Origin of the sequence: Rhizobium sp. C104, from assembly GCF_022354505.1 — a bacterium.
Taxonomy (GTDB): domain Bacteria; phylum Pseudomonadota; class Alphaproteobacteria; order Rhizobiales; family Rhizobiaceae; genus Rhizobium; species Rhizobium redzepovicii.
Window position 1 is genome coordinate 4,046,651 of the sequence record NZ_CP092348.1, and the last position, 23,202, is coordinate 4,069,852.

The window sequence follows — 23,202 nt, forward strand, 5'->3', positions numbered from 1 at the left end:
CGAAGAATGGCATGGCGCACGCATCAGTCAAGAGATGGGTCCGATTTGCTCGTCTGCACGTGTGAGGTTACGGCGTGTGGAATTCTCGCTGGTGATGAGCGCGGCAATCTCTGCCTCACCTCCGGCCGGAGAAGGTCTGACTTGAAATGTTGTCGGCTCGCGCCGCTCATCACGGAATGGGTCATCGCTTCGTTATGGCGGAGGAGGTAGCGGGGATCTGCGGCGGTGAGGATTTTCCCGGCCTCGGCGCGCTCAGCGATCAGCCTCGATCTCCACGACGTCGGCTTTAAGGCCGCGCTTTGCCGCCTGCGGGCACAGACAGCGCGGGTAGGGCTTTAGGCCGGGGAAAAGATAGCGGGAGAGGGAAAACGACTTTGTAAATTGTCTCAAGAAAAGAATACTTCCGCCTGAAGAATAGGCGAGGTGAGTCGTGATTGACGAGGTGGCAGTCGAGCGAGCGAGGTCGCTATACCGGGCTTTCGAAGCTGCCTTCGACGAACTGCATGCGGCGGTCCTAGAGAAATTGGGAACCCGGGCCAATATTTCAGCCCGCATAACGACTATCCAACTTTGTCGCTCATGGACAGCGGGTTCCCTATTTCCCGCGAGCATGGCTTCTATTCGGATAATGCGCCGAGAAATTACGTCGGAGTGTTTCGGCCGTTGTCACTCCTCGGCGCACTCACGCACCGCCACCCCGAGAGGGAATTCCCCGAAGGCGCAAAGCTCATCTCACTGCTCAAAGGAAGTAAGTTGGGTGAGCGGTTCCAGCTATACGAGCCGTATTCGGGGCATGATGTCGATCGGATGGTAGCTACAGCGGTCGAGCGGTACCTGCACGCCTATGGCACAGGCCCGCTCAATCCTGATAATCGCGGGAAAGTGCTTCGCCCTATCTTGATGGGCGTAATCCGCGACGATTACCCCGTGACGGTGATGGTGCCTATCGCGCTAACCCACTTCGCGGCTGACCGCTTTCGGCTCAGCAGAAACGCCTATGTCGCCCGCATTCCCAAGGGCCTGCAGTTGGCTCGTTCCCGTATCGACCGTCGCGGTTCCGGAGCCGTGGCTGGCGTCGTCAGCGCGGCGACCCATGCATACGTTTCGACGGACTGGAGCATGCCGGCGTCAACCATTCGAGGAGTGCGAGATGGACTCAACGACCCATCCCAGAACGTCCTAGAAGAGATCGACGTTTTTTTCGCGGCCCTTCGCGCCGCCACCGGTGCAATTACGGGTTACGCTCAGGTCTGCATGGTGCCGAGGCGGTGGTCTGTCGGTTACTTCGTAGATCTTCCGCCGGTTTTCGGCGCGACCTACCGCCGCTATCCAAACAGTTTCGACAATTATGGCTGGGCGGGCAGCGGTCAGAGTGTGGTTACAGCGCGGGAATTGGAAGACGTTCGGAGGCTCTACAATCTCATCCACGGACGGCGGGAAGAGAGGGTTGCTATAGCGCTCAAGCGACTGAACAGCTGCATGACGCGCGACGACGCCGTAGACGCGATCCTCGACGCGACGATAGGCCTTGAAGTGCTCCTCGGCGACCAGGAGAATCAAGCGCTCTCTTACAAGCTCCGCTTACGTGCGGGAGCGCTAGCAAAGCTCAGTGGGACGCGAAAACCGTCAGACGTCGTTGCGAGCGTAAAAAAAATCTATGAAGCGCGGTCAGCGATAGTCCACGGACTGAAAACCAAGAAACCGAAAAAACGCCTCCTCGAGCCCGAGGCGGAACCATATGTTGCTGAGCGTGCGACGGCGGCGGACATGTTGCGATTCATCATCGACATCTTGCTTGAGCATCCAGTGTACTTGGATCCGCTCAAGATTGACGCGGACCTGCTAATCGAGCCAGCTTTTGACTGAGGGGCAGGGAGGATAAAAAACCGCCGCGCTGCGCTTAGGCCGCGCGGTGCGGCCGGCATCCGCCGGATGGGCGCGGGAGAAGTACTGATTCTCAATGAGGGGGGAAGCTTTAATTTCTTGGATGGCGCGGGCATGCCGGGAGAATGCCACAGCGGGGGCGAATCGTCACCATTGAGCACGATCCGTTAGCCCAAGCCGTTTTCTTCCCTCGCAGGGCTGCCTTTATGCGGCACCTAAGTCATTGAAAAACTGGTGATCCCGACGCGATTCGAACGCGTGACCCCCAGATTAGGAATCTGGTGCTCTATCCTGCTGAGCTACGGGACCACTGGATGCCATGCATACAAAAGGCTTGGCGCGAAGCCAAGCCTTAATTCTTGTCAGACGCCCAGGCGTTGTTCGGCGAGGCGGACCCAGTAGGAGATGCCGTGGGCGATGGCTTCGTCGTTGAAGTCATAGGCCGGGTTGTGCAGGCCGGCGCTGTCGCCGTTGCCGATGAAGATGAAGGCGCCGGGGCGGGCGTTCAGCATGTAGGAGAAATCCTCGCCGCCCATCATCGGGTCGATCTCGGCATTGACGTTGCCCTCGCCGGCAATGGCGCTGGCGGTGGCGACCGCATGCTCGGTCTCGTCGGGGTGGTTGATGGTGACGGGGTAGTTGCGGTTGAAGCCGATCTCGGCCTCGGCGCCGTGAGCGGCGGAGATGCCCTCGACGATCTGCCGGAACCGCGTCTCGGCCAGCGTGCGCACTTCGGGATCGAGGGTGCGCACCGTGCCGGCGAAAGTCGCATCATTCGGGATGACGTTATGGGCGAAACCGGCATTGAACTTGGTCACCGAGACGACGACCGAGCTGATCGGATCGGCGGTGCGCGAGGCGATCATCTGCAGGTTGGCGACGATCTGGGCGCCGATGGCGATCGGGTCGATCGTCCGGTGCGGCTGGGCGGCGTGGCCGCCGCGGCCCTTGATGGTGACGGTGAATTCGTCGGTCGCCGCCATGATCGCGCCCTTGCGGGTGGCGAACTGGCCGACAGGCAGGCCCGGCAGATTGTGCATGCCGTAGACCTCTTCGATGCCGAAGCGCTCCATCATGCCGTCCTTGACCATCAGGTTGCCGCCGCCGCCGCCCTCTTCGGCGGGCTGGAAGATGACGGCGATATTGCCGTTGAAGTTGCGGGTTTCGGCCAGGTATTTCGCCGCGCCGAGCAGCATGGCCGTGTGGCCGTCATGGCCGCAAGCATGCATCTTGCCCGGCGTCTTCGAGGCCCAGGGCTTGCCTGATATTTCGGTCAGCGGCAGGGCGTCCATGTCGGCGCGCAGGCCGACGGTGCGGCGGCCTTCGCCCTTGCCCTTGATCAGGCCGACGACGCCGGTGCGGCCGATGCCGGTGACGATCTCGTCGACGCCGAATTCCTTGAGCTTTTCAGCGACGAAGGCGGCCGTATTCTCAACCGCGAAGAGCAGCTCGGGCCGGGCGTGAATATGACGGCGCCATTCGGCGACCTCGTCCTGCAATTCGGCGGCTCTGTTCAAAATCGGCATGTTGGCGTTCCTGTTATGAAATCCCGGCAATCGTTCATCGCATCACAAGGACGTGAGGCGGGGGGCGTGAGGCGGCTGAGGCGTGAGCCTGTGGAAATTACTTAGTCAATGACCTTTGCCATGTCATAGCCATATAGGCTAAATAGGGGAAGGTTTCGAGATTTTCCTGATATCCGAAGGACAAAGCGTGTCGACGAGCCACTTCCGTTTGTTTGCCGCCTTGCGGCCGCTGAGTTTCGCGGTCGCCGCGACGGCTGGTTTTCTTGCCTCCGTTCCGCTCGCTGCGGCCAATCCGCATATTCTCGTCGATGTGCAGACCGGCCGCGTGCTCGAGCATGAAGAAGCTTTCCGCAAATGGTATCCGGCCTCGCTCACCAAGCTGATGACCGTCTATACCGTGTTCGATGCGATCCGGGCCGGGCAGATCAGCCTCGATACGCCTGTCGTCATGAGCAAGCGCGCCGCCGCGCAACCGGCCGCCAAGATGTATTTCAAGCCGGGCCAGAAGCTGACGCTCGACAGCGCGCTGAAGATCCTGATGGTGAAATCGGCCAACGACATCGCCGTTGCGGTCGCCGAAGCCATCGGCGGCACGCAGGAAGGCTTCGTGACGCGGATGAACGGCGAGGCGCTGAAGCTCGGCATGACGGATTCGCATTTCGTCAATCCGAACGGCCTGCCGGGCAAGGGGCAATATACGACGGCGCGCGATCTTGCGGTGCTGACCGTGGCGCTGCGCCGCGATTTTCCGCAATATGCTAGCTATTTCGCGCTTGAGGGTTTCACCAACGGCCAGCAGAACGTGCCGAGCCTCAACATGCTGATCGGCCGCTTCGCCGGCGCCGACGGCATGAAGACCGGCTTCATCTGCGCCTCGGGCTTCAACCAGATCGGTTCGGCGACCCGCAACGGCCGCACCATCGTCTCGGTCGTGCTCGGCACCGACAGCCTTGCGGCGCGCGCCGATGCGACGGCGAACCTCTTGCAAAAGGGTTTCACCACCCAGTTCCCCGGCAATGAAACGCTCGGTTCGCTGCGGCCCTACGGGCAGGGACAGGACCAGGTAACCGATATCTCCGCCGACATCTGCAGCGCCAAGGGCGCCAAGATACGCAGCGAAACGCGCGACGAAGTCGGTCGCATGCGGGTGCAGTCGCCCTATATCCTGGAAATGGACCACGATCCGCGCTTCGTCTTTGCCGGCCTCATTCCCGGTCAGGATCCGCAGCCGGCTCAGCAGCCGGAAAAGGTGGCGACCGGCGATACGGCGGGAGGCATCGCCAACGTGCCGGTGCCGATGCCGCGCCCGACATCTTTCTAAGATCAGCTTCTAGGGTCAAACGACATGAGCGCGCTCAACGACAGGATTCCGGTCACCATCCTGACCGGCTTTCTCGGTGCCGGCAAATCGACGCTGCTCAACCGCATCCTCAAAGATCCCGCGATGAAGGATGCGGCCGTCATCATCAATGAATTCGGCGATGTCGGGATCGATCATCTCCTGGTCGAAAGCTCCGGCGATTCGATCATCGAACTGTCAGACGGCTGCCTCTGCTGCACCGTGCGCGGCGAGTTGGTCGACACGCTGGCAAACTTGATGGATGCCGTGCAGACGGGCCGGGTCAAGCCGGTGAAGCGTGTCATCATCGAGACGACGGGCCTTGCCGATCCCGCTCCGGTCATGCAGGCGATCATGGGCAATCCGGTCATCGCCCAAAATTTCGAACTCGACGGCGTCGTGACCGTGGTGGATGCAGTGAACGGGCTGCAGACGCTCGACAATCACGAGGAAGCCCGCAAGCAGGCGGCGGTCGCCGACCGGCTGATCGTCTCGAAGAAGGCGATGGCTGAGGCAACGGACAAGCTGGAACAGCGCCTGCGCGCGCTCAATCCGCGCGCCGCGATGATGGATGCCGACAGCACTGAGGCCGGCAGCGCCGCAGTGCTCGTCAACGGGCTCTACGATCCGGCGACGAAGATCGCCGATGTCGGCCGCTGGCTGCAGGACGAGGATGCGCACGAGGCGCATCACGACCACGGCCACGCGCACAACCATGGCGAGGATCACCACGGCCACCACCATCATGATCATGATGGCGATCACGCGCACCAGGACCCGCACGACGTCAACCGTCACGATGCCTCGATCCGCTCTTTCTCGATCATCGAGGAAAAGCCGATCGATCCGATGGCGCTCGACATGTTCATCGATCTGCTGCGCTCGGCCCATGGCGAGAAGCTGCTCAGAATGAAGGCGATCGTTTCCGTCTCCGACCGGCCGGATCGGCCGCTGGTGCTGCATGGCGTGCAGAGTATCTTCCATCCGCCGGTGCGGCTTGCCGCCTGGCCGGATCCCGGCGACCGGCGTACGCGCATGGTTCTGATCACCAAGGATCTGCCGGAAGCCTTCGTCAAGGATCTGTTCGACGCCTTCCTCGGCAAGCCGCGCATCGACATGCCGGATCGCGCGGCGCTATCCGACAATCCGCTGGCCATTCCAGGTATGAGGATTTAACCCTTTTTAATCAGGAAGCGGTGGCCGGTTTCGGTCTTTTCGGTCTCGACCAGCTCGTGGCCGTCCTCATTGCAGAAATGCGGCATGTCAATCACCGCCAGTGGATCGGTGGTGTCGACGCGGATGAGCGTGCCGCTTGCCATGGCGGCAAGCTTCTTGCGTGTCTTGATCACGGGGAAGGGGCATTTCAGGCCGCGGAGATCGTAGAGAACGGGGTTCAAGCCGTTCAGTTCCGCGCCCAGAATTTCCAGAACGGCTTCTTTGCCGCAGCTTCCGCGGTTTCCTGCGGTTCGGGCGCCGTAAAGGCCAGCGGGTTCTGCGTCGGCACCGGCACGACCGCAGGGGTGGCGGCGGCGACGGCCATTGGCTGCGCCTGCGGCTGGGCAGGGGCAACAGGCGTGGCGCCCGGCGCGGATTTGGCGGCGAGGCCCTGGGCGGTGCGCTTGGCCATCATGTCTTCGAGTTCGGCGACCTTGACCATGCGGCCGGCCTCCAGCGAGGTGCCGGTGGGGGCATAAGCGAGTTCGCGGCCCTTGCGCGTCTTGGCGACCACGGCCTTGCGCTCGGCTTCGGAGGGGTCGTACCAGGCCATGCCGTCGAATTTGCTCATCGCCTTGGCATAATCGGCATCATAGGTCTTGCCGTAGGAGGCAAGGGCGGCCGTCAAGGCCGGCGGCGTCGACATGGCAGGGCATTTGCCTGAGGCATTGAAGGCGCCGCCATCGGTTGCCTGCTGGTTGAAGACATATTTCTTCTCGCAGACGGCCACCTCGGGCGGGCGCTTCGTCACTTCGAAATTGTCGTAGCCGACCTTCAGCATCTTCCAGAAGTCGTAGCTTGGGTCGAGGCGATGCTTGACCATGTTTTCCGCCGTCATGCGGAAGGGGAAGGCCTGCAGTTGCACGGTCGCTTGGCCGCCCTTGAAGGCGTCGCGGGCAAAGGCGTAAATTTCCAGCACCTGCTGGTCGGTCATCGAATAGCAGCCGGAGGACGAGCAGGCGCCATGGATCATCAGATCGGAGCCGGTGCGGCCGTTCGCCGCGTCGTAGCGGTTCGGGAAGCCGGTGTTGATCGCCAGATAATATTTCGAGTTGGGGTTCAGGTTGGCGCGCGTCAGATCGTAAAAACCTTCCGGCGCCTGCCGGTCGCCGGTCTTTACCTTCGGGCCGAGACGGCCCGACCAGGCGCAGATCTTGTAGTCGGCGATCTTGTCGAAACGGTTGTCGGTCTTCGCCTTCCAGATCTCCATGGCACCTTCTTCCTTGAAGATGCGAATCATGATCGGCGAATTGCGGTCCATGCCCTTGGCCGACATGGCGGCAAGGATATGTGGCGGAAGCGGTTGCTCGACCTTGTTCTTGACCTTGGAGAGATCGACCTGCGCGGTTTCCAACGCGTCATTGCAGCCGGTCAGAGCCAGCGCCATGAGGGAAACATAGGCAAAATAACGTATGCGCATCCAAACTAGCCCATAAAGATAATGCGACCCGGTCCGCCTATGGAGTTCGGGCATCAGACGGAATCATAGGCGGCTTATACTTTACAAATCCTTACCAGCCTATGACGTGCCCTGAACATCCCCGCAAGCGCGATTGCTACAGATAATATCAATGTGGCCAAGATTTGGCCCCAATCGGTGAAAGCAAAACTTGTCTCGGACATGATGCCGAAAAGTCTCAGCGATTTCCGAAAGCGCGTCGCGATCTTTCAGATTCGCTTCCCGCGCTTCAGCTCTTTGTTTTTGCGCATGTCGTTGCCGCAAAACCGCTGCACACTTTTGCGCGACAGGCTTTAGAGATTGCGGCCGATATTGAGGAATTTCTGGCGGCGCTCGTTGCGTAGCTGTTCGCCGGAACGGGACGCCATTTCGCCGAGCGCATTGGCGATCATGTCGCCGGTTGCGGCGATGACGCTGTCGGGATCGCGATGCGCGCCGCCGAGCGGCTCGGAAATGATGCCGTCGATGACGCCGAGCGATTTCAGGTCTTCGGCGGTAATCTTCATATTGGTCGCCGCTTCCCGAGCGCGGGTGGAATCGCGCCAGAGGATGGAGGCGGCGCCTTCCGGCGAGATGACGCTGTAGATCGAATGCTCTAGCATATAGACCTTGTTGCCGGTGGCAATCGCGATGGCGCCGCCCGAGCCGCCTTCGCCGATGACGACGGAAACGAGCGGAACCTTGACGCCGAGACACATTTCCGTCGAGCGGGCGATCGCCTCGGCCTGGCCGCGCTCTTCGGCGCCGACACCGGGATAGGCGCCTGCCGTATCCACCAGCGAAATCACCGGCAGGCCGAAACGATCGGCCATTTCGAGGATGCGGATCGCCTTGCGGTAGCCTTCCGGCCGCGGGCTGCCGAAATTATGCTTCAGGCGGGTCTTGGTGTCGTTGCCCTTTTCCTGGCCGACGACGGCGACCGGCTGGCCGCGGAAGCGGGCAAGACCCGCCTGGATCGCGGCATCCTCGGAAAATTTGCGGTCCCCGGCGAGCGGCGTGAATTCCTGGAACAGCGTCTTGGCGTAGTCGACGAAATGCGGGCGCTGTGGATGGCGGGCGACCTGGGTCTTCTGCCAGGGATTGAGCTTGGAATAGATTTCGACGATCGCCTCGCGGACGCGAACCTCCAGCCTGCCGATTTCATCGGTGGTGTCGATGCTCTCGTCTTCCGTTGCGAGCTTCTTCAGCTCGATGATCTTGCCTTCGAGGTCGGAGATCGGCTTTTCGAAGTCGAGATAATTGTGCATGAGGTGCGTTTCCGTTCCTTGTGCCCGGGGCGTTTTCCTGGCTCCGCCCCTTGTCGCCGGTCCTATTCGTGCTTTTTCGCCTGTTTGGCAAGGGGGTGATGCGTCTGGACGAGCTGCTGCAGCCTCTCTTCGAGGACATGCGTGTAAATCTGTGTGGTCGAAATGTCCGAATGGCCGAGGAGTTCCTGCACGACGCGCAGGTCGGCGCCGTTGGCAAGCAGGTGGCTGGCAAAGGCGTGTCGCATCACATGTGGCGAGATCATCGACGGTGTCAGGCCGGCGCGGATCGCCAGGTTTTTCAGGTCGCGGGCGAAAACCTGGCGGGGCAGATAGCCCTCCCTCGAGGCGGCGGGAAACAGCCAGGGGCTTTCCTGCGGATCCTTGGCCGCGGCATTTTCCACCGCCAGCAGGCGGCCGTAGGATTTCAGCGCCGATATCGCCGATTGCGACAGCGGCACCAGCCGTTCCTTGTTGCCCTTGCCGCGGATCATCAGGAAACGCCCTTCCTGATCGAGCACGCGGGCAGGAAGCGAAACCAGTTCACTGACGCGCATGCCGGTGGCATAGAGCAGCTCCAGCAGCGCCAGCATGCGCAGGCGCTGCAACTGGCCAGGCGCTGCATCGCCTGCCTCGGCCTCAGCTTGGGAAAGCAGCTTGCCGACCTCCTCGACACCCATCGTCTTCGGCAGCGGACGGCCTTTCTTCGGCGCGTCGAGAATGCCGGTGGGGTCGTCGGTCCTCAGCCCCTCGGCATAAAGGAACTTGTAGAACTGCCGCATGGCGGCAAGCCGGCGCGCCTGGGAAGAGGCTTTGAAGCCCTTTCGGGCGAGCGAGGCGAGATAGGCGGCCAGATCGGCGGAAGCGGCTTCGGTCAGCCGCACGCTGCGGCCGTTCAAGAAGGCGTGGACGTCGTCGAGGTCGCGCTCATAGGATTGCAGCGTGTTGACGGCAGCACCGCGCTCGGCGCTCATCATCTCCAGGAAGGATTCCACATGGACGCGGCTCAGATCCACCATATGCCGGTCACTTCCTGGTCGTGTTGATCGTGCCCGTCGCTGGCGGATTGACCCGCTCGGACGGAATACGGATGGTCACGTCGCGCGGCTCGGGCTCGACAAAGGTCACAAGCGCCCACATCGCTCCGTAGACCGTCCCGGCGAGGATCGCGCAGACGAACAGAAAACGGAACAGGGTCGGCATCCGGCAACTCCTTCATGCTCTGCTTCTGTTATAAGAAGCGTATCTGCAAGTGCAAGAAGCGCTATTCAAGCCATGATTCCCTTGTCCGCGACTTGACGCTCCAGCTGCATTTGTCGATACGGTTTGCAAACAAAGTGTGAATGGACCGATGAGTGAACCACTGCTGACCGTTGCTGACAGCTTGAAAGGCAGAGCTCGCGCCGCGCTCGGTTCACGCAATCTGATCCTCGTCGGGCTGATGGGTGCGGGGAAATCCGCCGTCGGCCGCATCGTCGCCAGCCAGCTCGGCATTCCCTTCATCGACAGCGACCACGAAATAGAGCGCGTGTCGCGCATGACGATCCCCGAACTTTTCGCAGCCTATGGCGAGGATGAATTCCGGGCGCTGGAAACGCGGGTGATGAAGCGGCTGTTAAAGGGCGGGCCGCGGGTCGTCTCCACCGGCGGCGGCGCCTTCATCAACGAGCGGACGCGCAGGCATATCATGAAAGGTGGCGTCTCCGTCTGGCTGAAGGCCGATCTCGACGTGCTCTGGGAGCGGGTCAATAAACGCGACAACCGTCCCCTGCTCAAGACCGAAAACCCCAAGCAGACGCTCGAAGGCCTGATGAATGCGCGCTACCCGATCTATGCGCAGGCCGACCTCACCGTGCTCTCGCGCGACGTGCGCAAGGAAATCATGGCCGACGAGGTGCTGAAGGCGATGATCGAAGCTCAAAAGGAAAATGCAGCGTCATGAATGCGATACCCTCCGCCTCCGCCATCCAGACGGTGCACGTGCCGCTCGGCGAGCGCGCCTACGACATCCTGATCGGGCCGGGGCTGATCGCGCGGGCCGGCGCCGAGATCGCCTCTCGCCTCAAGGGCCGCAAGGCGGCTGTCGTCACCGACGAAAATGTCGCGCCGCTCTATCTCAAGGCGCTCGTCGCCAGTCTCGATGAAGCGGGCATCGCCTCGGCTGCGGTCGTCCTGCCGGCCGGCGAGAAGACCAAAAGCTTCGAGCATCTGATGACCGCCTGCGACAAGGTGCTCGAAGCCCGCGTCGAGCGTAACGATTGCGTCATCGCGCTCGGTGGCGGCGTCATCGGCGATCTCTCGGGATTTGCGGCCGGCATCGTGCGGCGCGGCGTGCGCTTCGTGCAGCTGCCGACCTCGCTTCTGGCGCAGGTCGATTCCTCCGTCGGCGGCAAGACCGGCATCAATTCCCGCCACGGCAAGAACCTGATCGGCGTCTTCCATCAGCCGGATCTGGTTCTGGCCGATACCGATGTACTGAATACGCTGAGCGAGCGCGAATTCCGCGCCGGTTACGCCGAGGTTGCCAAATACGGGCTGATCGACAAGCCGGATTTCTTCGCCTGGCTGGAAGCCAACTGGAAGGCGGTTTTTGCAGGCGGCTCCGCCCGCATCGAGGCGATTGCCGGCAGCTGCCAGGCGAAGGCCGATGTCGTCGTTGCCGACGAGCGCGAGAACGGCCAGCGGGCGCTGCTCAATCTCGGCCATACGTTCGGCCATGCGCTGGAGGCGGCGACCGCCTATGACAGCTCCCGTCTCGTGCATGGCGAGGGCGTCTCGATCGGCATGGTGCTGGCGCATGAATTCTCCGCGCGGATGAACCTTGCAAGCCCCGACGATGCGCGTCGCGTCGAGCGGCATCTGCAAGAGGTCGGCCTTCCGACCCGGATGTCCGACATTCCGGGCGCGCTGCCGCCGCCTGAAACGCTGATGGATGCAATCGCCCAGGACAAGAAGGTCAAGAGCGGCAGGCTCACCTTCATCCTGACGCGCGGCATCGGCCAATCCTTCGTTGCCGACGACGTTCCCGCCTCCGAGGTGATCAGCTTTCTCAGGGAAAAACACCCCTAATGACCGTCGAAGGCGCTCTGGCATTTCTTGCGACATATTGGCCGGAGATCCTTTCGATCACGGCGCTCGTGCTGATGTCCGCCTTCTTTTCCGGCTCGGAAACCGCGCTGACCGCGGTTTCGCGCAGCCGTATCCATACGCTTGAAGTCAACGGCGACGAACGCGCCGGCATCGTCCGGCAGCTGATCGAGCGGCGCGACCGGCTGATCGGCGCGCTGTTGATCGGCAACAATCTCGCCAATATCCTCTCCTCCTCGATTGCTACCAGCCTGTTCCTCGGGCTGTTCGGCAGTTCCGGCGTGGCGCTGGCGACGCTCGCCATGACCGTCATCCTGGTCATCTTCGCCGAAGTGCTGCCGAAGAGCTGGGCGATTTCGACACCCGACCGTTTCGCGCTTGCCATCGCCGTACCGGCTAGGCTCTTCGTTCTCGTCGTCGGTCCGATCTCTTCCTTCGTCAATGCGATCGTCCGGCGGATCCTGGCGCTGTTCGGCATCAACCTCTCGCGGGAGGTATCGATGCTGACGGCGCATGAGGAGCTGCGCGGTGCCGTCGACCTCCTGCACCGCGAGGGATCGGTGGTGAAGGCCGACCGCGACCGGCTGGGCGGCGTGCTCGATCTCGGCGAGCTCGAACTCTCCGACATCATGGTCCACCGCACGGCAATGCGGGCGATCAACGCCGACGATCCGCCTGAGGCGGTGGTGCGCGCCATTCTCGAAAGTCCCTATACGCGCATGCCTTTGTGGCGGGGCACGATCGACAACATCATCGGCGTCGTTCATGCCAAGGATCTGCTGCGGGCGCTGGCCGAACCGAACATGGAACCGCAGAACCTCGATATCGTGAAGATCGCGCAGAAGCCATGGTTCGTGCCCGACAGCACCAACCTCGAAGACCAAGCTCAACGCCTTCCTGCGCCGCAAGCAGCATTTCGCCGTCGTCGTCGACGAATATGGCGAGGTGCAGGGCATCGTCACGCTCGAGGATATTCTCGAGGAAATCGTCGGTGACATTTCCGACGAGCACGATATCGAGATCCAGGGTGTGCGCCAGGAGGCCGACGGTTCGGTCGTCGTCGACGGCGGCGTGCCGATCCGCGACTTGAACCGCGCGCTCGACTGGAACCTGCCCGACGAGGAGGCGACGACGATTGCCGGCCTGGTCATCCATGAATCGATGACCATTCCGGAAGAGCGCCAGGCCTTCACCTTTTACGGCAAGCGTTTCATCGTCATGAAGCGTGAGAAGAACCGCATCACCAAGCTGCGCATCCGCCCCGCCGGGGAAGACGGCGCAAAACCGGTCTGACCCGGCTTGGACTATCGGCGATCAGTCTCCATATAGGCTTTGTTACCAGCGGGTCGGCTCATTCGGTGCTGCCGGTTCGACGGCCAGCGCATGCAGGCCGGCATCGAGTTCCGGTTTCAAGAGGTCGGTGATCGCCCGGTGACGCGCCAGTCGCGACATGCCGGCGAATTTGGCAGAGACGATCCTCACCCGCATATGGGTTTCGCCGGTGCCGGTGATGTCGGGCTGATGGCCGGCATGCAGATGGCTTTCGTCGACGACGCTCAGGCGCTCCGGCGCGAAGGCTTCGACTAGTTTTTCTTCGATGCGGGTTCGCAGGGTCATCGTCCGGTCTTGCTTCGCGAAAAAGGTTCCCACCAAGCCAGCAACAAACCCGTTTGTCAATTCTTGTTGTCGCCTCGCGACAGCCTCATAATTAGCACCACCATGAGACTTGATTCCAAATATTTCGATCGCATCCGAACACGCCGCAAACGCGAGCAGGAGACAGAGCAGGCGCCGCCTACCTGTCAATGGGATGGCTGCGACAAAAAAGGCTCGCATCGCGCTCCTGTCGGACGCAATGCGGAAGGCCAGTTCTTTTTGTTCTGCTTCGAGCACGTCAAGGACTACAACAAGGGCTACAATTATTTCTCCGGTCTGTCGGACGGCGAGATCGCCCGCTACCAGAAAGAAGCGATCACCGGCCACCGGCCGACCTGGACCGTCGGCGTCAACAAGTCGGCGAAGGACAGTCCGCTGCATTCGGAGGTCCGCTCCGGCGCCTATAGCCGCGTTCGCGATCCCTTCGGCTTCGTCAAGGAAGGCGGCAAGGGCAGCGGGCCGCGGTTTCCCCAGGCGCGCAAGCTGAAATCGCTGGAAACCAAGGCCTTCGATACGATGGGTCTCGATGGCAATGCGACCTCGGCGGAGATCAAGAGCCGCTACAAGGAGCTGGTCAAGAAGCACCATCCTGACGCCAATGGCGGCGACCGCGGCTCGGAGGAGCGTTTCCGCGCCGTCATCCAGGCCTATCAATTGTTGAAGCAGAACGGTTTTTGTTAGTTCCCGTCCTTGCTCTTGGGCTTCAATCGGGTATGGTCCAAATCGGCTGAGGCCGCAGGCAAACGCGGCTCATATTTGTGCGTTTTCCCGACATCGCCTCCGCCGACCTTCCGGACGCGGCGTTTCTTGTCCGGGACTCTTTCAAGAATGCTCGCACGCGGTCATTATCCCGCCGAGGTTTCGTTTCAGTCCCGGAGAAGCATCGCCGACGTTCCGACCTGGACGGGCGCGGAATAAAATCGCGGCGTCACGGTTGCGACATGGCCTGAGACAGTATGGCCGGGTGGCATCACCCGCCTTGGAGACATGATGAGCAAGATCGACCTCGATATATCTGAACTGCCCGATACCACCGTTTCGGTCCGCGAGGCCTTCGGCATCGATTCCGACATCCGCGTTCCCGCCTACAGCAAGGGCGACGCCTATGTGCCGGACCTCGACACCGATTACCTCTTCGACCGCGACACGACGCTCGCCATTCTTGCAGGCTTCGCCCATAACCGCCGCGTGATGATCTCCGGCTATCACGGCACCGGCAAGTCCTCGCATATCGAGCAGGTCGCGGCGCGGCTCAACTGGCCCTGCGTGCGCATCAACCTCGACAGCCATGTCAGCCGTATCGATCTCGTCGGCAAGGATGCCATCGTCGTCAAGGATGGGCTGCAGGTCACCGAATTCAAGGACGGCATCCTGCCTTGGGCCTATCAGCACAATGTGGCGCTGGTCTTCGACGAATATGATGCCGGCCGCCCCGATGTGATGTTCGTTATCCAGCGCGTGCTGGAATCTTCCGGCCGCCTGACATTGCTCGACCAGAGCCGCGTCATCCGGCCGCACCCGGCCTTCCGCCTGTTTGCGACCGCCAATACGATCGGTCTCGGCGACACCACGGGCCTCTATCACGGCACGCAGCAGATCAACCAGGCGCAGATGGACCGCTGGTCGATCGTCACGACGCTGAACTATCTGCCGCATGATCACGAAGTGAATATCGTCGCCGCCAAGGTGAAGAGCTTCGGCAAGGACAGGGAAGGCCGCGACACCGTTTCGAAGATGGTTCGTGTCGCCGATCTGACGCGCGCTGCCTTCATGAACGGTGATCTCTCCACCGTCATGAGCCCACGTACCGTCATCACCTGGGCCGAGAATGCCGAGATCTTCGGGGATCTCGCCTTCGCCTTCCGCGTCACCTTCCTCAACAAGTGCGACGAGCTGGAGCGGCCTCTGGTCGCCGAGCACTATCAGCGGGCCTTCGGCGTCGAGCTGAAGGAAAGTGCCGCCAATATCGTTCTCGGAGCCTGAGACCGACCGATCATGGCAGCTCGCGGTGACAATTCGAAAGCAAAGCCCGGCGCTCCCGTCGACGTCGAGCCATTGCGCCGGGCGATATCCGGCTGCGTGCGCTCGGTCGCCGGCGACGGCGATGTCGAGGTGACCTTCGCCAACGAACGTCCTGGCATGACCGGCGAGCGCATCCGGCTGCCGGAGCTTTCCAAGCGGCCGACGGCGCATGAGCTGGCGGTCACCCGCGGGCTCGGCGATTCCATGGCGCTCCGCCTTGCCTGCCATGACGAGAAGATGCACGCGACGATGGCGCCGCAGGGCTCGGATGCCCGGGCGATCTTCGATGTCGTCGAGCAGGCGCGCGTCGAATCGATCGGCGCGCTGCGTATGGAGGGCATGGCGACCAACCTGCGCTCCATGACCGAAGAGAAATATTCCAAGGCGAACTTCACCGGCATCGAGCGTCAGGAAGACGCACCGGTCGGCGAAGCCGTTGCGATGATGGTGCGCGAGAAGCTGACCGGCCAGCGTCCGCCGGCCTCCGCCGGCAAGGTGCTCGACCTCTGGCGCGGCTTCATCGAGGAAAAGGCGGGGGCCGAACTCGACAATCTGTCGGGCGCGATCAATGACCAGCAGGCCTTCGCCAAGGTCATCCGCAACATGCTGTCGGCCATGGAAATGGCCGAGGAATACGGCGACGATGACAAAGACGCCGACAATGACGACCAGTCGGATCAGGAAGACCAGCCGAGCGGCGACGAGCAGGATCAGGACGAGGTCGACGAGGATGCCGGCACCGATGCCGCCCCGGTCGAAGACAGCGAAGTCGCCGACGAGCAGATTGAAGACGGTGAGACCGAAGGCGCCGAAATCTCCGACGACGACATGATGGAAGAGGGCGAGGACGATTCGGAAACGCCGGGCGAGACCCGCCGTCCGAACACCCCCTTTGCCGATTTCAACGAGAAGGTCGATTATCACGTCTTTACCGAAGAGTTCGACGAGATCATCACCGCCGAGGAACTCTGCGATGCCGCCGAACTCGAGCGCCTGCGCGCCTTCCTCGACAAGCAGCTGGCGCATCTGCAGGGCGCGGTCGGCCGTCTCGCCAACCGGCTGCAGCGCCGCCTGATGGCGCAGCAGAACCGCTCCTGGGATTTCGACCTGGAAGAGGGTTATCTCGATCCGGCCCGGCTGCAGCGCATCATCATCGATCCGATGCAGGCGCTGTCCTTCAAGATGGAGCGCGACACGCAGTTCCGTGACACGGTCGTCACCCTGCTGATCGACAATTCCGGCTCGATGCGCGGCCGGCCGATCACGGTTGCCGCCACCTGCGCCGATATTCTCGCCCGCACGCTGGAGCGCTGCGGCGTCAAGGTCGAGATCCTCGGCTTCACCACCAAGGCCTGGAAGGGCGGGCAGGCGCGGGAAAGCTGGCTTGCCGGCGGCAAACCCCAGACGCCGGGCCGTCTCAACGACCTGCGCCACATCATCTACAAATCGGCCGATGCGCCGTGGCGGCGGGCACGCGCCAATCTCGGGCTGATGATGCGCGAGGGCCTGCTCAAGGAAAATATCGACGGTGAAGCGCTGATCTGGGCGCATAACCGCCTGCTCGCACGCCGCGAACAGCGCCGCATCCTGATGATGATCTCGGACGGGGCGCCGGTCGACGATTCGACGCTGTCGGTCAATCCGGGCAATTATCTCGAGCGGCACCTGCGCGCCGTCATCGAACAGATCGAGACACGCTCGCCGGTAGAATTGCTGGCCATCGGCATCGGTCACGACGTGACGCGCTACTATCGCCGCGCCGTGACGATCGTCGATGCCGACGAACTTGCCGGCGCGATGACCGAACAGCTCGCCTCGCTGTTCGAAGACCAATCCACCCAGCCGCGTGGCGGCCGGCTCCGTCGTGCCGGCTGACGCCGCTGGAAGGAATCGCCCGGAATGACCGCCAGGCGCCTCGGCCGCCTGGCGGCGATCGTCCTCAGCATCGCCGCCGCAGGCGCTTACCCCGCATGGGCGGGTGACGTGCCGGTCATTAGCCGGCAAATCTCCGATTTCAGGATCGGCTCTTCGGAGACGCGCTTCGGTCCGCTGGAATTTCTCGGCGGGCTGGAGATGGTGTCCAGCAAAGCGCTGTTCGGCTCGCTCTCCTCCATCCGCTTCCGGCCGGACCAGAAACATTTCGTCGTGGTCCTCGATACCGGCCAATGGCTGACCGGCAGCATCGAGCGCGACATCAAGGGCAGGCTTTCCGGCCTTTCCAATGTCGAGATCACCGCGATGAAAAACAGCGCCGGGCGCAGCTTCGAGGGCAAGGGGCATATGGATGCCGAGGGCCTGGCGTTTGATGGCGGCAGGGTCCTGGTCTCCTTCGAGCAGGATCACCGCGTCGATGTCTATCCCGATCCGGGTTTTGCCCAATCCGGCGCAATCGCCACTTTGCCGATTCTCATTCCGCGCAAGATGCTGAGCGACAACCGCGGTATCGAGACCATCACGGTAGCGCCGGCATCGAGCCCGCTCAAGGGCGGCGTGGTCATCGTCTCCGAACGTGGTCTCGACAGCGACGGCAACCGGCTGGCGGCCATTCTGAGTGGGCCGCTGAAGGGGCGGTTTGCGGTCGCGCGCGACGGCAGCTTCGACGTCACCGATGGCGCCTTTCTGCCGAACGGCGACCTGCTGCTGCTGGAGCGCCGCTTCAACATGGCCGAAGGCATAGGCATGCGCCTTCGACGCGTCAAGGGCGCCGATATCAAGCCCGGAGCCGTCGTCGACGGCGAACTTTTGCTCGAAGGCAATTTCAACTCGCAGATCGACAATATGGAAGGGCTCGACGCCTTCCAGGCCGCCGACGGCACGACCCATATCATCCTGGTGTCGGACGACAATCATTCGATCCTGCAGCGCAATCTGATGCTGGAGTTCCGGCTTTCCGAACCGGCCGAACACAAAGCGTCAAACTGATGTCACAGGTCTCGGCTATTCCGCCCGCGGCATCGGAGCTGGCTTGCGGAGGAAATCATGGTGCATATTCACGTCATGGGCGCGTCCGGTTCCGGCACGACATCGCTCGGCCTTGTGCTCGCCGAGAGGCTCGATATCGCCCATCTCGACACCGACGATTTCTTCTGGCTGCCGACCGATCCGCCGTTCACGACGCCGAGGGATGCCGACCAGCGCATCCGGCTGCTGCTCGAGGAGACGGGCCGGCCGGGTGGCTGGGTGCTTTCCGGATCGGCGCTGAAATGGGGCGTGCCGCTCGAGCCGCTCTACGATCTGATCGTCTTCCTCAGGATCGCGCCGGAGCTTCGGATGGCGCGGATTCGCGCCCGGGAGGTCGCCCGGTACGGAGACAGAATCGGGCCGGGCGGCGACATGGAGGTAAAAAGCGGGCAATTCCTCGAATGGGCGGCAAGTTACGACACGGCCGGGCCCGAACGCCGCAGTCTTTGCGCGCATGAGCAATGGCTGGAAACGCAGACGGCGCCGGTGCTGCGGCTCGATTCATCGCATGAGGTCGACAACCTGGCTGCGCAGGTTCTTCTGCATCCGGCCATCGCCGCCGGAGCGGTCCGGCGGCGTTCGTGAGTTGAATCAGCTGGCGCGGGCAGCCTGCATCGGCCGCAGCACGTTCATCAGCGCGCCATAGGGCAGGAGCATGACGAGGCCGACGATCATCTTGACGGCGAAATCGCCGATCGCCCAGGAGATCCAGCGCGGCGCTTCGGTGGCGAAGACGCCGAGGACGGGAGCTGCCTCAAGCGCGAAGGGCTCGTTCGGGCCGAGGAAGACGAAAAACGCGGCGAAGGACAGCGAGAAGAACATCACCGTATCGAGTGCCGAACCGATCAGCGAGCCGACGAGCGGCGCGCGCCACCAGGCTTGGCGGCGGAGGCGGTTGAAGACGGCGATATCGAGCAGCTGGCCGGCGAGATAGGCCGAACCGGAGGCAATGGCGATACGCGGCGCCGAGGTGAAGAAGGACAGCGTCACGCCGACGACGAAGCCGGCAAAGACGACCTTGCGGGCTGCTTGCGGGCCGAACTGGCGGTTGGTCAGATCGGTGATCAGGAAGGCGACCGGATAGGAAAAGGCGCCCCAGGTCAGGATATCGGCAAGGTTGATGCCGGCGACTTCGGCGTTCAGCGGAAACTGGACGAGGAAGTTGGAGGCGACGACGACGAGCGTCATCAGCGCGACATAGGCGATGGTATAGCGGGTCTTCAGCATTTTTTTATCCTGGGTGATGCCACCAGTTGGAGAGATGGACCAGCAAAACAAAAGGCTTGAGCGGAGGTCATCCGTGCAAGCCTTTCGAAGCCGTATGAAAGAAGGCGGAAGCTTAGGCAGCAACAGCCGCTTCGGCGGTCTTCTTGACGATCTGGCGGCGCAGCAGGCGTGCGCGCATCGACAGCTCGGTTTCGCTGGCCTTCAGCAGGAAGGCATCGAGGCCGCCACGATGCTCGACCGAACGAAGGGCAGCGGCCGAAACGCGAAGACGGTAACGCTGGTTGAGAGCGTCGGAAATCAGCGTGACCTGGCACAGGTTCGGCAGGAACCGGCGCTTGGTCTTGTTGTTGGCATGGCTGACATTGTTACCAGTCAGGACGGCCTTGCCGGTCAATTCGCACACGCGGGACATGGAACACCTATTCTTGTTTTTCTCGGGCCATCGAATTGCCATTCCCGGCAAAACCAGGCGCGCAATCCAACGGGCATGATTGGAAAGTTGCGGTTCTATAGTCAGACAGGCTGGCCGCGTCAAGCCAAACCTTGGGCTTTCCCGCAATTCTGTCAAAAAGCTGCTGTTTTCTTCCCATCAAGGCAGGAGTATAGAGCGCTCTGGCAAAGGCTGCCGGCGCGCGGCAAGACAAGGCTTCACTCATGGCTCATTCGGGCAGACGGATTTTCATTTCGGCCATCGCAGCGCTGCTTGCCATACCGGCATCGGCGGCCGAAATCCAGCATCGGACGGAATACCGGGTGACGCTTGCCGGCCTGCCGATCGCGCGCGCCGCGTTTCTGACAAAGATCGAGGACGATCACAGCTATAACATTGCCGGCAGCATCAACTCGGCCGGTCTTGCCGATCTGGTAACGACGATTTCGGCCAAAACCAGCGTCACCGGCGTCGTGCGCAACGACAGGCTGCAGGCGCAAAATTATTCGCTCTACTACAAGAGCGGTAAAAAAGCCCGCGTCTACGAGGTCAGCTACCGCGACGGCAACATCGTCTCGGCGACGACGACACCGCCGCCGAAGCGTCCGAAGAACTGGATCGACGTGACGCCGCGCGATATGCGCTCGGTGCTCGATCCGATCTCCGGCCTGGTCTTCACCGGCGACACCAAGGTCTGCTCGCAGACGCTGCCGATCTTCGACGGCGAGACGCGCATGGATCTGGTGCTGTCGCCGAAGGGCGACGAGGACTTTTCGACCAACGGCTTCAAGGGCAAGGCGGTCGTCTGCGGCGTACGCTTCGTGCCGCGCTCGGGCTACAAGAAGGGCCGCAAGGACATCGTCTATCTCAGCAAGAGCGACCGGATGGAAATCTGGTTTGCCAAGTCGGACGCGGCAAATGTATACGCTCCCGTCTATGTGCGCATTCCCACCGAATATGGGATGGTGACGATCACGGCCGTCAAATACGGCAGCAGCTGACGGAGTTCATGCCTCCGTCAAAGGGGGACGGGTGAAACTTCGCGCGACATTGATCGGTTTTACCGCGATCCTGATGTGGTCGTTCCTGGCGCTGTTTACGGCCGCTTCCGGCAAGATGCCGCCGTTCCAGCTTTCGGCCGTCTGCTTTGCGATCGGCAGCCTTCCCGGCCTCGCCGTGCTTGTCGCCAACCCGGCGCGGCTGGCACTGCTGAAGCAGCCGGCCAAGGCCTGGATCATCGGCATCTCAGGGTTGTTCGGCTATCATTTCCTCTATTTTACCGCGCTCAGGAACGCACCGGCGGTGGAGGCGGGGCTGATCGCCTATCTCTGGCCGCTGCTGATCGTCGTCGGCTCGGCGCTGCTGCCGGGCGAGCGGCTGCGCTGGTATCATGTAGCCGGCGCCCTTGCCGGGCTTTGCGGCACCTTCCTGATCGTCGGCCGCAACGGCATCGATTTCAACGGCGCCTATTCCGTCGGTTACGCCGCCGCTTTCCTCTGCGCCTTCACCTGGTCCGGTTATTCGCTGCTGACCCGGCGCTTCGACGCCGTCTCCACCGATGTCGTCACCGGCTTCTGCCTGGCAACCTCGATCCTGTCGCTCATCTGCCATCTCGGCCTGGAGACGACCGTCTGGCCGGCCACGCCTTTTGAATGGCTCGCCGTCGCCGAGCTCGGGCTCCTACCGGTCGGTGCCGCCTTCTACGCCTGGGACCACGGCGTCAAGAACGGTGATATCCAGATCCTCGGCGCGGCCAGTTATGCCGCACCGCTGCTGTCGACGCTGATCCTGACGCTGTTCGGCTTTGCCGAGCCGAGCTGGCGCATCGCGCTTGCCTGCCTGCTCGTCACCGGCGGCGCGGCGCTGGCTGCTCGGGATATGTTCCGCCGCAAAACTCAAGTGCAGCCTGCGGCGGCGGAATGAGCTCAGCCGCCGGGCGTCCAGCCTGCTGGCGCCATCTCGAAGCTCGAAAATTCGAAGCCGGGTGAGACGGTGCATCCCACCAGGGTAAAATCGCCGAGGCTTTCGGCCGCTTGCCACCAATTAGCGGGAACGATCGCCTGCGGCCGTTCGCCGGCCGCCAGGTTTGTTCCGAGCGTCAGGGTCTCGCTTGTCGTTCCGTCTGCAGAGCGGTGCAGCGAGAGCGGCGCGCCGGCGTAATAATGCCAGACCTCCACCGCGTCGTGGACGCGATGCCAGTGCGAGCGCTGCCCTTCGGTCAGGAGGTAATAGATCGCCGTCGAATGGCCGCGTTCTCCGCCCGCCGTATCGCGGAAGGTCTCAGCGTACCAGCCGCCTTCCGGATGCGGCTGCATGCCGAGTTCGCGGATGATGTCGTCAGGCGACATCAGAAATTGTCCTTGCGCTTGCGAATTTCGGCAAAGACTTCCTCATTGGTCTTGCCTTCCATCAGCAGATTGCGGCGGATCGCCGGATCGGCGGCGCGCAGGAACGGGTTGGTTTCCTTTTCCAGGCCCAGCGTCGTCGGAATGGTGAATTTGCCGTCGGCGCGCAAGGCCTCGATCTCGGCGGCACGGCCCTTCAGCCGTTCGTTGCTGGGGTCGACTGTCAGTGCGAAGCGGGCGTTGGACAAAGTGTATTCGTGGCCGAAATAGATGGCGGTCTCATCGGGCAGCACGGCAAGCTTCTGCAGCGAATGCCACATGTCGGCGGCGGGACGTTCGAACAGCCGGCCGCAGCCGAGGGCAAACAGCGTGTCGGCGGCAAAGAGCAGCTTGTCGTCGACGAAGTGATAGCAGATATGGCCGGCGGTGTGGCCGGGTGTCTCGATGACGTTGATCGTGTGATCGCCGAAAAGGAAGCTGTCGCCATCGGCCATCGTCCGGTCGAGGCCGGGAATGGCAATGGCTTCGTTGATCGGGCCGATAATCTCGCAGCCGAACTGCTCCTTCAGCGCCAGATTGGCAGCGACATGGTCGGTGTGGTGGTGGGTGGTGAAGATATGGGTAATCTTCCAGCCGCGGCGTGTCGCCGCTTCCAGCATCGGCGCCTCCTCCGGCGCGTCGATCGCTGCGGTAAATCCTGTTTCCGGGTCGTGGACGAGAACGCCGAAATTGTCGGTGCGGCAGAGAAAAACGTCCAATTCCAAAGGTTTCATCGTGCAATAGTCCCTTGTCATGCGAGTCTCGCGG

Annotated in this window: 24 protein-coding genes, 1 tRNA gene and 1 pseudogene; 13 read left to right on the forward strand and 13 right to left on the reverse strand. The window is 62.2% G+C overall.

The features are described from left to right. Positions 1 to 570: 570 nt before the first annotated feature. Positions 571 to 1,866, forward strand: coding sequence for a hypothetical protein (locus tag MF410_RS21050; protein ID WP_345774726.1), 1,296 nt, complete (start codon positions 571 to 573; stop codon positions 1,864 to 1,866). Positions 1,867 to 2,116: 250 nt separating this feature from the next. Here the strand turns inward: MF410_RS21050 and MF410_RS21055 are convergent. Next, positions 2,117 to 2,193: transfer RNA gene (locus tag MF410_RS21055), tRNA-Arg, on the reverse strand. Positions 2,194 to 2,246: 53 nt separating this feature from the next. Further along, positions 2,247 to 3,410: a M20 aminoacylase family protein gene (locus tag MF410_RS21060; RefSeq protein ID WP_097629623.1), complete on the reverse strand. Its 1,164-nt coding sequence runs from the start codon at positions 3,408 to 3,410 to the stop codon at positions 2,247 to 2,249. A gap of 187 nt (positions 3,411 to 3,597) precedes the next feature. Between MF410_RS21060 and MF410_RS21065 the strand changes: the two genes are divergently transcribed. Both MF410_RS21065 and MF410_RS21070 read left to right on the forward strand, forming a co-directional pair. After that, positions 3,598 to 4,731, forward strand: a complete 1,134-nt coding sequence (locus tag MF410_RS21065) for a D-alanyl-D-alanine carboxypeptidase family protein (protein ID WP_097629624.1) — start codon at positions 3,598 to 3,600, stop codon at positions 4,729 to 4,731. A 24-nt stretch (positions 4,732 to 4,755) separates the two neighbouring features. Continuing rightward, a complete protein-coding gene (locus tag MF410_RS21070) occupies positions 4,756 to 5,925 on the forward strand; it encodes a GTP-binding protein (protein WP_097629625.1) in 1,170 nt (389 codons plus the stop codon). Here the strand turns inward: MF410_RS21070 and MF410_RS21075 are convergent. The 5 genes from MF410_RS21075 to MF410_RS21095 all read right to left on the reverse strand — a co-directional run bounded on the left by MF410_RS21075 (position 5,922) and on the right by MF410_RS21095 (position 9,870). Continuing rightward, positions 5,922 to 6,146, reverse strand: coding sequence for a sulfurtransferase TusA family protein (locus tag MF410_RS21075; protein WP_012559148.1), 225 nt, complete (start codon positions 6,144 to 6,146; stop codon positions 5,922 to 5,924). The genes MF410_RS21070 and MF410_RS21075 overlap by 4 nt on opposite strands. Before the next feature lie 5 nt (positions 6,147 to 6,151). Further along, on the reverse strand, positions 6,152 to 7,384 hold the full coding sequence (locus MF410_RS21080) for a murein L,D-transpeptidase family protein (protein ID WP_097629626.1): 1,233 nt from the start codon (positions 7,382 to 7,384) through the stop codon (positions 6,152 to 6,154). Positions 7,385 to 7,716: 332 nt separating this feature from the next. Beyond that, positions 7,717 to 8,670, reverse strand: a complete 954-nt coding sequence (locus MF410_RS21085; protein ID WP_097629628.1) for an acetyl-CoA carboxylase carboxyltransferase subunit alpha — start codon at positions 8,668 to 8,670, stop codon at positions 7,717 to 7,719. A 62-nt stretch (positions 8,671 to 8,732) separates the two neighbouring features. Continuing rightward, on the reverse strand, positions 8,733 to 9,686 hold the full coding sequence (gene xerD / locus MF410_RS21090; protein WP_131711803.1) for a site-specific tyrosine recombinase XerD: 954 nt from the start codon (positions 9,684 to 9,686) through the stop codon (positions 8,733 to 8,735). 7 nt (positions 9,687 to 9,693) lie between these two features. Beyond that, the gene (locus MF410_RS21095) at positions 9,694 to 9,870 is read right to left on the reverse strand and encodes a hypothetical protein (RefSeq protein ID WP_003589926.1); all 177 of its coding nucleotides are present in this window, start codon (positions 9,868 to 9,870) and stop codon (positions 9,694 to 9,696) included. 148 nt (positions 9,871 to 10,018) lie between these two features. Here MF410_RS21095 and MF410_RS21100 point away from each other — a divergent pair, with 148 nt between their 5' ends. The 3 genes and pseudogenes from MF410_RS21100 to MF410_RS21110 all read left to right on the forward strand — a co-directional run bounded on the left by MF410_RS21100 (position 10,019) and on the right by MF410_RS21110 (position 13,047). Beyond that, positions 10,019 to 10,609: a shikimate kinase gene (locus tag MF410_RS21100; RefSeq protein ID WP_097629630.1), complete on the forward strand. Its 591-nt coding sequence runs from the start codon at positions 10,019 to 10,021 to the stop codon at positions 10,607 to 10,609. Then, positions 10,606 to 11,736: a 3-dehydroquinate synthase gene (gene aroB / locus MF410_RS21105; protein WP_097629631.1), complete on the forward strand. Its 1,131-nt coding sequence runs from the start codon at positions 10,606 to 10,608 to the stop codon at positions 11,734 to 11,736. The genes MF410_RS21100 and aroB overlap by 4 nt, the downstream gene beginning before the upstream one ends. Continuing rightward, positions 11,736 to 13,047, forward strand: a pseudogene (locus MF410_RS21110) (HlyC/CorC family transporter). The gene aroB and the pseudogene MF410_RS21110 overlap by 1 nt, the downstream one beginning before the upstream one ends. A 42-nt stretch (positions 13,048 to 13,089) precedes the next feature. Here MF410_RS21110 and MF410_RS21115 read toward each other — a convergent pair. Continuing rightward, positions 13,090 to 13,371, reverse strand: a complete 282-nt coding sequence (locus MF410_RS21115) for a BolA family transcriptional regulator (RefSeq protein ID WP_097629633.1) — start codon at positions 13,369 to 13,371, stop codon at positions 13,090 to 13,092. A gap of 102 nt (positions 13,372 to 13,473) precedes the next feature. Here MF410_RS21115 and MF410_RS21120 point away from each other — a divergent pair, with 102 nt between their 5' ends. The 5 genes from MF410_RS21120 (at position 13,474) to MF410_RS21140 (ending at position 18,978) form a co-directional block, all read left to right on the forward strand. Next, entirely contained in the window at positions 13,474 to 14,091 is a 618-nt protein-coding gene (locus MF410_RS21120) for a J domain-containing protein (RefSeq protein ID WP_097629634.1), read from the forward strand. Between the two features lie 309 nt (positions 14,092 to 14,400). Beyond that, complete coding sequence (gene cobS, locus MF410_RS21125) at positions 14,401 to 15,393, forward strand: cobaltochelatase subunit CobS (protein WP_003589933.1); 993 nt, start codon at positions 14,401 to 14,403, stop codon at positions 15,391 to 15,393. A gap of 12 nt (positions 15,394 to 15,405) precedes the next feature. Continuing rightward, the gene (cobT, locus tag MF410_RS21130; protein WP_097629635.1) at positions 15,406 to 17,307 is read left to right on the forward strand and encodes a cobaltochelatase subunit CobT; all 1,902 of its coding nucleotides are present in this window, start codon (positions 15,406 to 15,408) and stop codon (positions 17,305 to 17,307) included. Positions 17,308 to 17,331: 24 nt separating this feature from the next. Then, the gene (locus tag MF410_RS21135; protein WP_097629636.1) at positions 17,332 to 18,354 is read left to right on the forward strand and encodes an esterase-like activity of phytase family protein; all 1,023 of its coding nucleotides are present in this window, start codon (positions 17,332 to 17,334) and stop codon (positions 18,352 to 18,354) included. A 57-nt stretch (positions 18,355 to 18,411) separates the two neighbouring features. Continuing rightward, on the forward strand, positions 18,412 to 18,978 hold the full coding sequence (locus MF410_RS21140) for an AAA family ATPase (protein ID WP_097629637.1): 567 nt from the start codon (positions 18,412 to 18,414) through the stop codon (positions 18,976 to 18,978). A gap of 6 nt (positions 18,979 to 18,984) precedes the next feature. Here MF410_RS21140 and MF410_RS21145 read toward each other — a convergent pair whose 3' ends face one another. The 3 genes from MF410_RS21145 to MF410_RS21155 form a co-directional block, all read right to left on the reverse strand. Next, positions 18,985 to 19,620, reverse strand: coding sequence for a VUT family protein (locus tag MF410_RS21145; protein WP_012559138.1), 636 nt, complete (start codon positions 19,618 to 19,620; stop codon positions 18,985 to 18,987). A 112-nt stretch (positions 19,621 to 19,732) separates the two neighbouring features. Further along, the gene (rpmB, locus tag MF410_RS21150; protein ID WP_003589938.1) at positions 19,733 to 20,032 is read right to left on the reverse strand and encodes a 50S ribosomal protein L28; all 300 of its coding nucleotides are present in this window, start codon (positions 20,030 to 20,032) and stop codon (positions 19,733 to 19,735) included. Between the two features lie 7 nt (positions 20,033 to 20,039). After that, positions 20,040 to 20,276: a hypothetical protein gene (locus MF410_RS21155; RefSeq protein WP_131711804.1), complete on the reverse strand. Its 237-nt coding sequence runs from the start codon at positions 20,274 to 20,276 to the stop codon at positions 20,040 to 20,042. Here MF410_RS21155 and MF410_RS21160 point away from each other — a divergent pair. Both MF410_RS21160 and MF410_RS21165 read left to right on the forward strand, forming a co-directional pair. Next, complete coding sequence (locus tag MF410_RS21160; protein WP_097629638.1) at positions 20,275 to 21,051, forward strand: DUF3108 domain-containing protein; 777 nt, start codon at positions 20,275 to 20,277, stop codon at positions 21,049 to 21,051. The genes MF410_RS21155 and MF410_RS21160 overlap by 2 nt on opposite strands. A 31-nt stretch (positions 21,052 to 21,082) precedes the next feature. Then, a complete protein-coding gene (locus tag MF410_RS21165) occupies positions 21,083 to 21,973 on the forward strand; it encodes an EamA family transporter (RefSeq protein WP_097629639.1) in 891 nt (296 codons plus the stop codon). Between the two features lie 2 nt (positions 21,974 to 21,975). Here the strand turns inward: MF410_RS21165 and MF410_RS21170 are convergent, their stop codons facing one another. Further along, positions 21,976 to 22,398 (reverse strand): cupin domain-containing protein, encoded by a 423-nt coding sequence (locus tag MF410_RS21170; RefSeq protein ID WP_097629640.1) that lies wholly within the window; start codon positions 22,396 to 22,398, stop codon positions 21,976 to 21,978. After that, positions 22,398 to 23,168, reverse strand: a complete 771-nt coding sequence (gene gloB / locus MF410_RS21175; RefSeq protein ID WP_097629655.1) for a hydroxyacylglutathione hydrolase — start codon at positions 23,166 to 23,168, stop codon at positions 22,398 to 22,400. Before gloB ends, MF410_RS21170 begins: the two co-directional genes overlap by 1 nt. Positions 23,169 to 23,202: the final 34 nt, after the last annotated feature.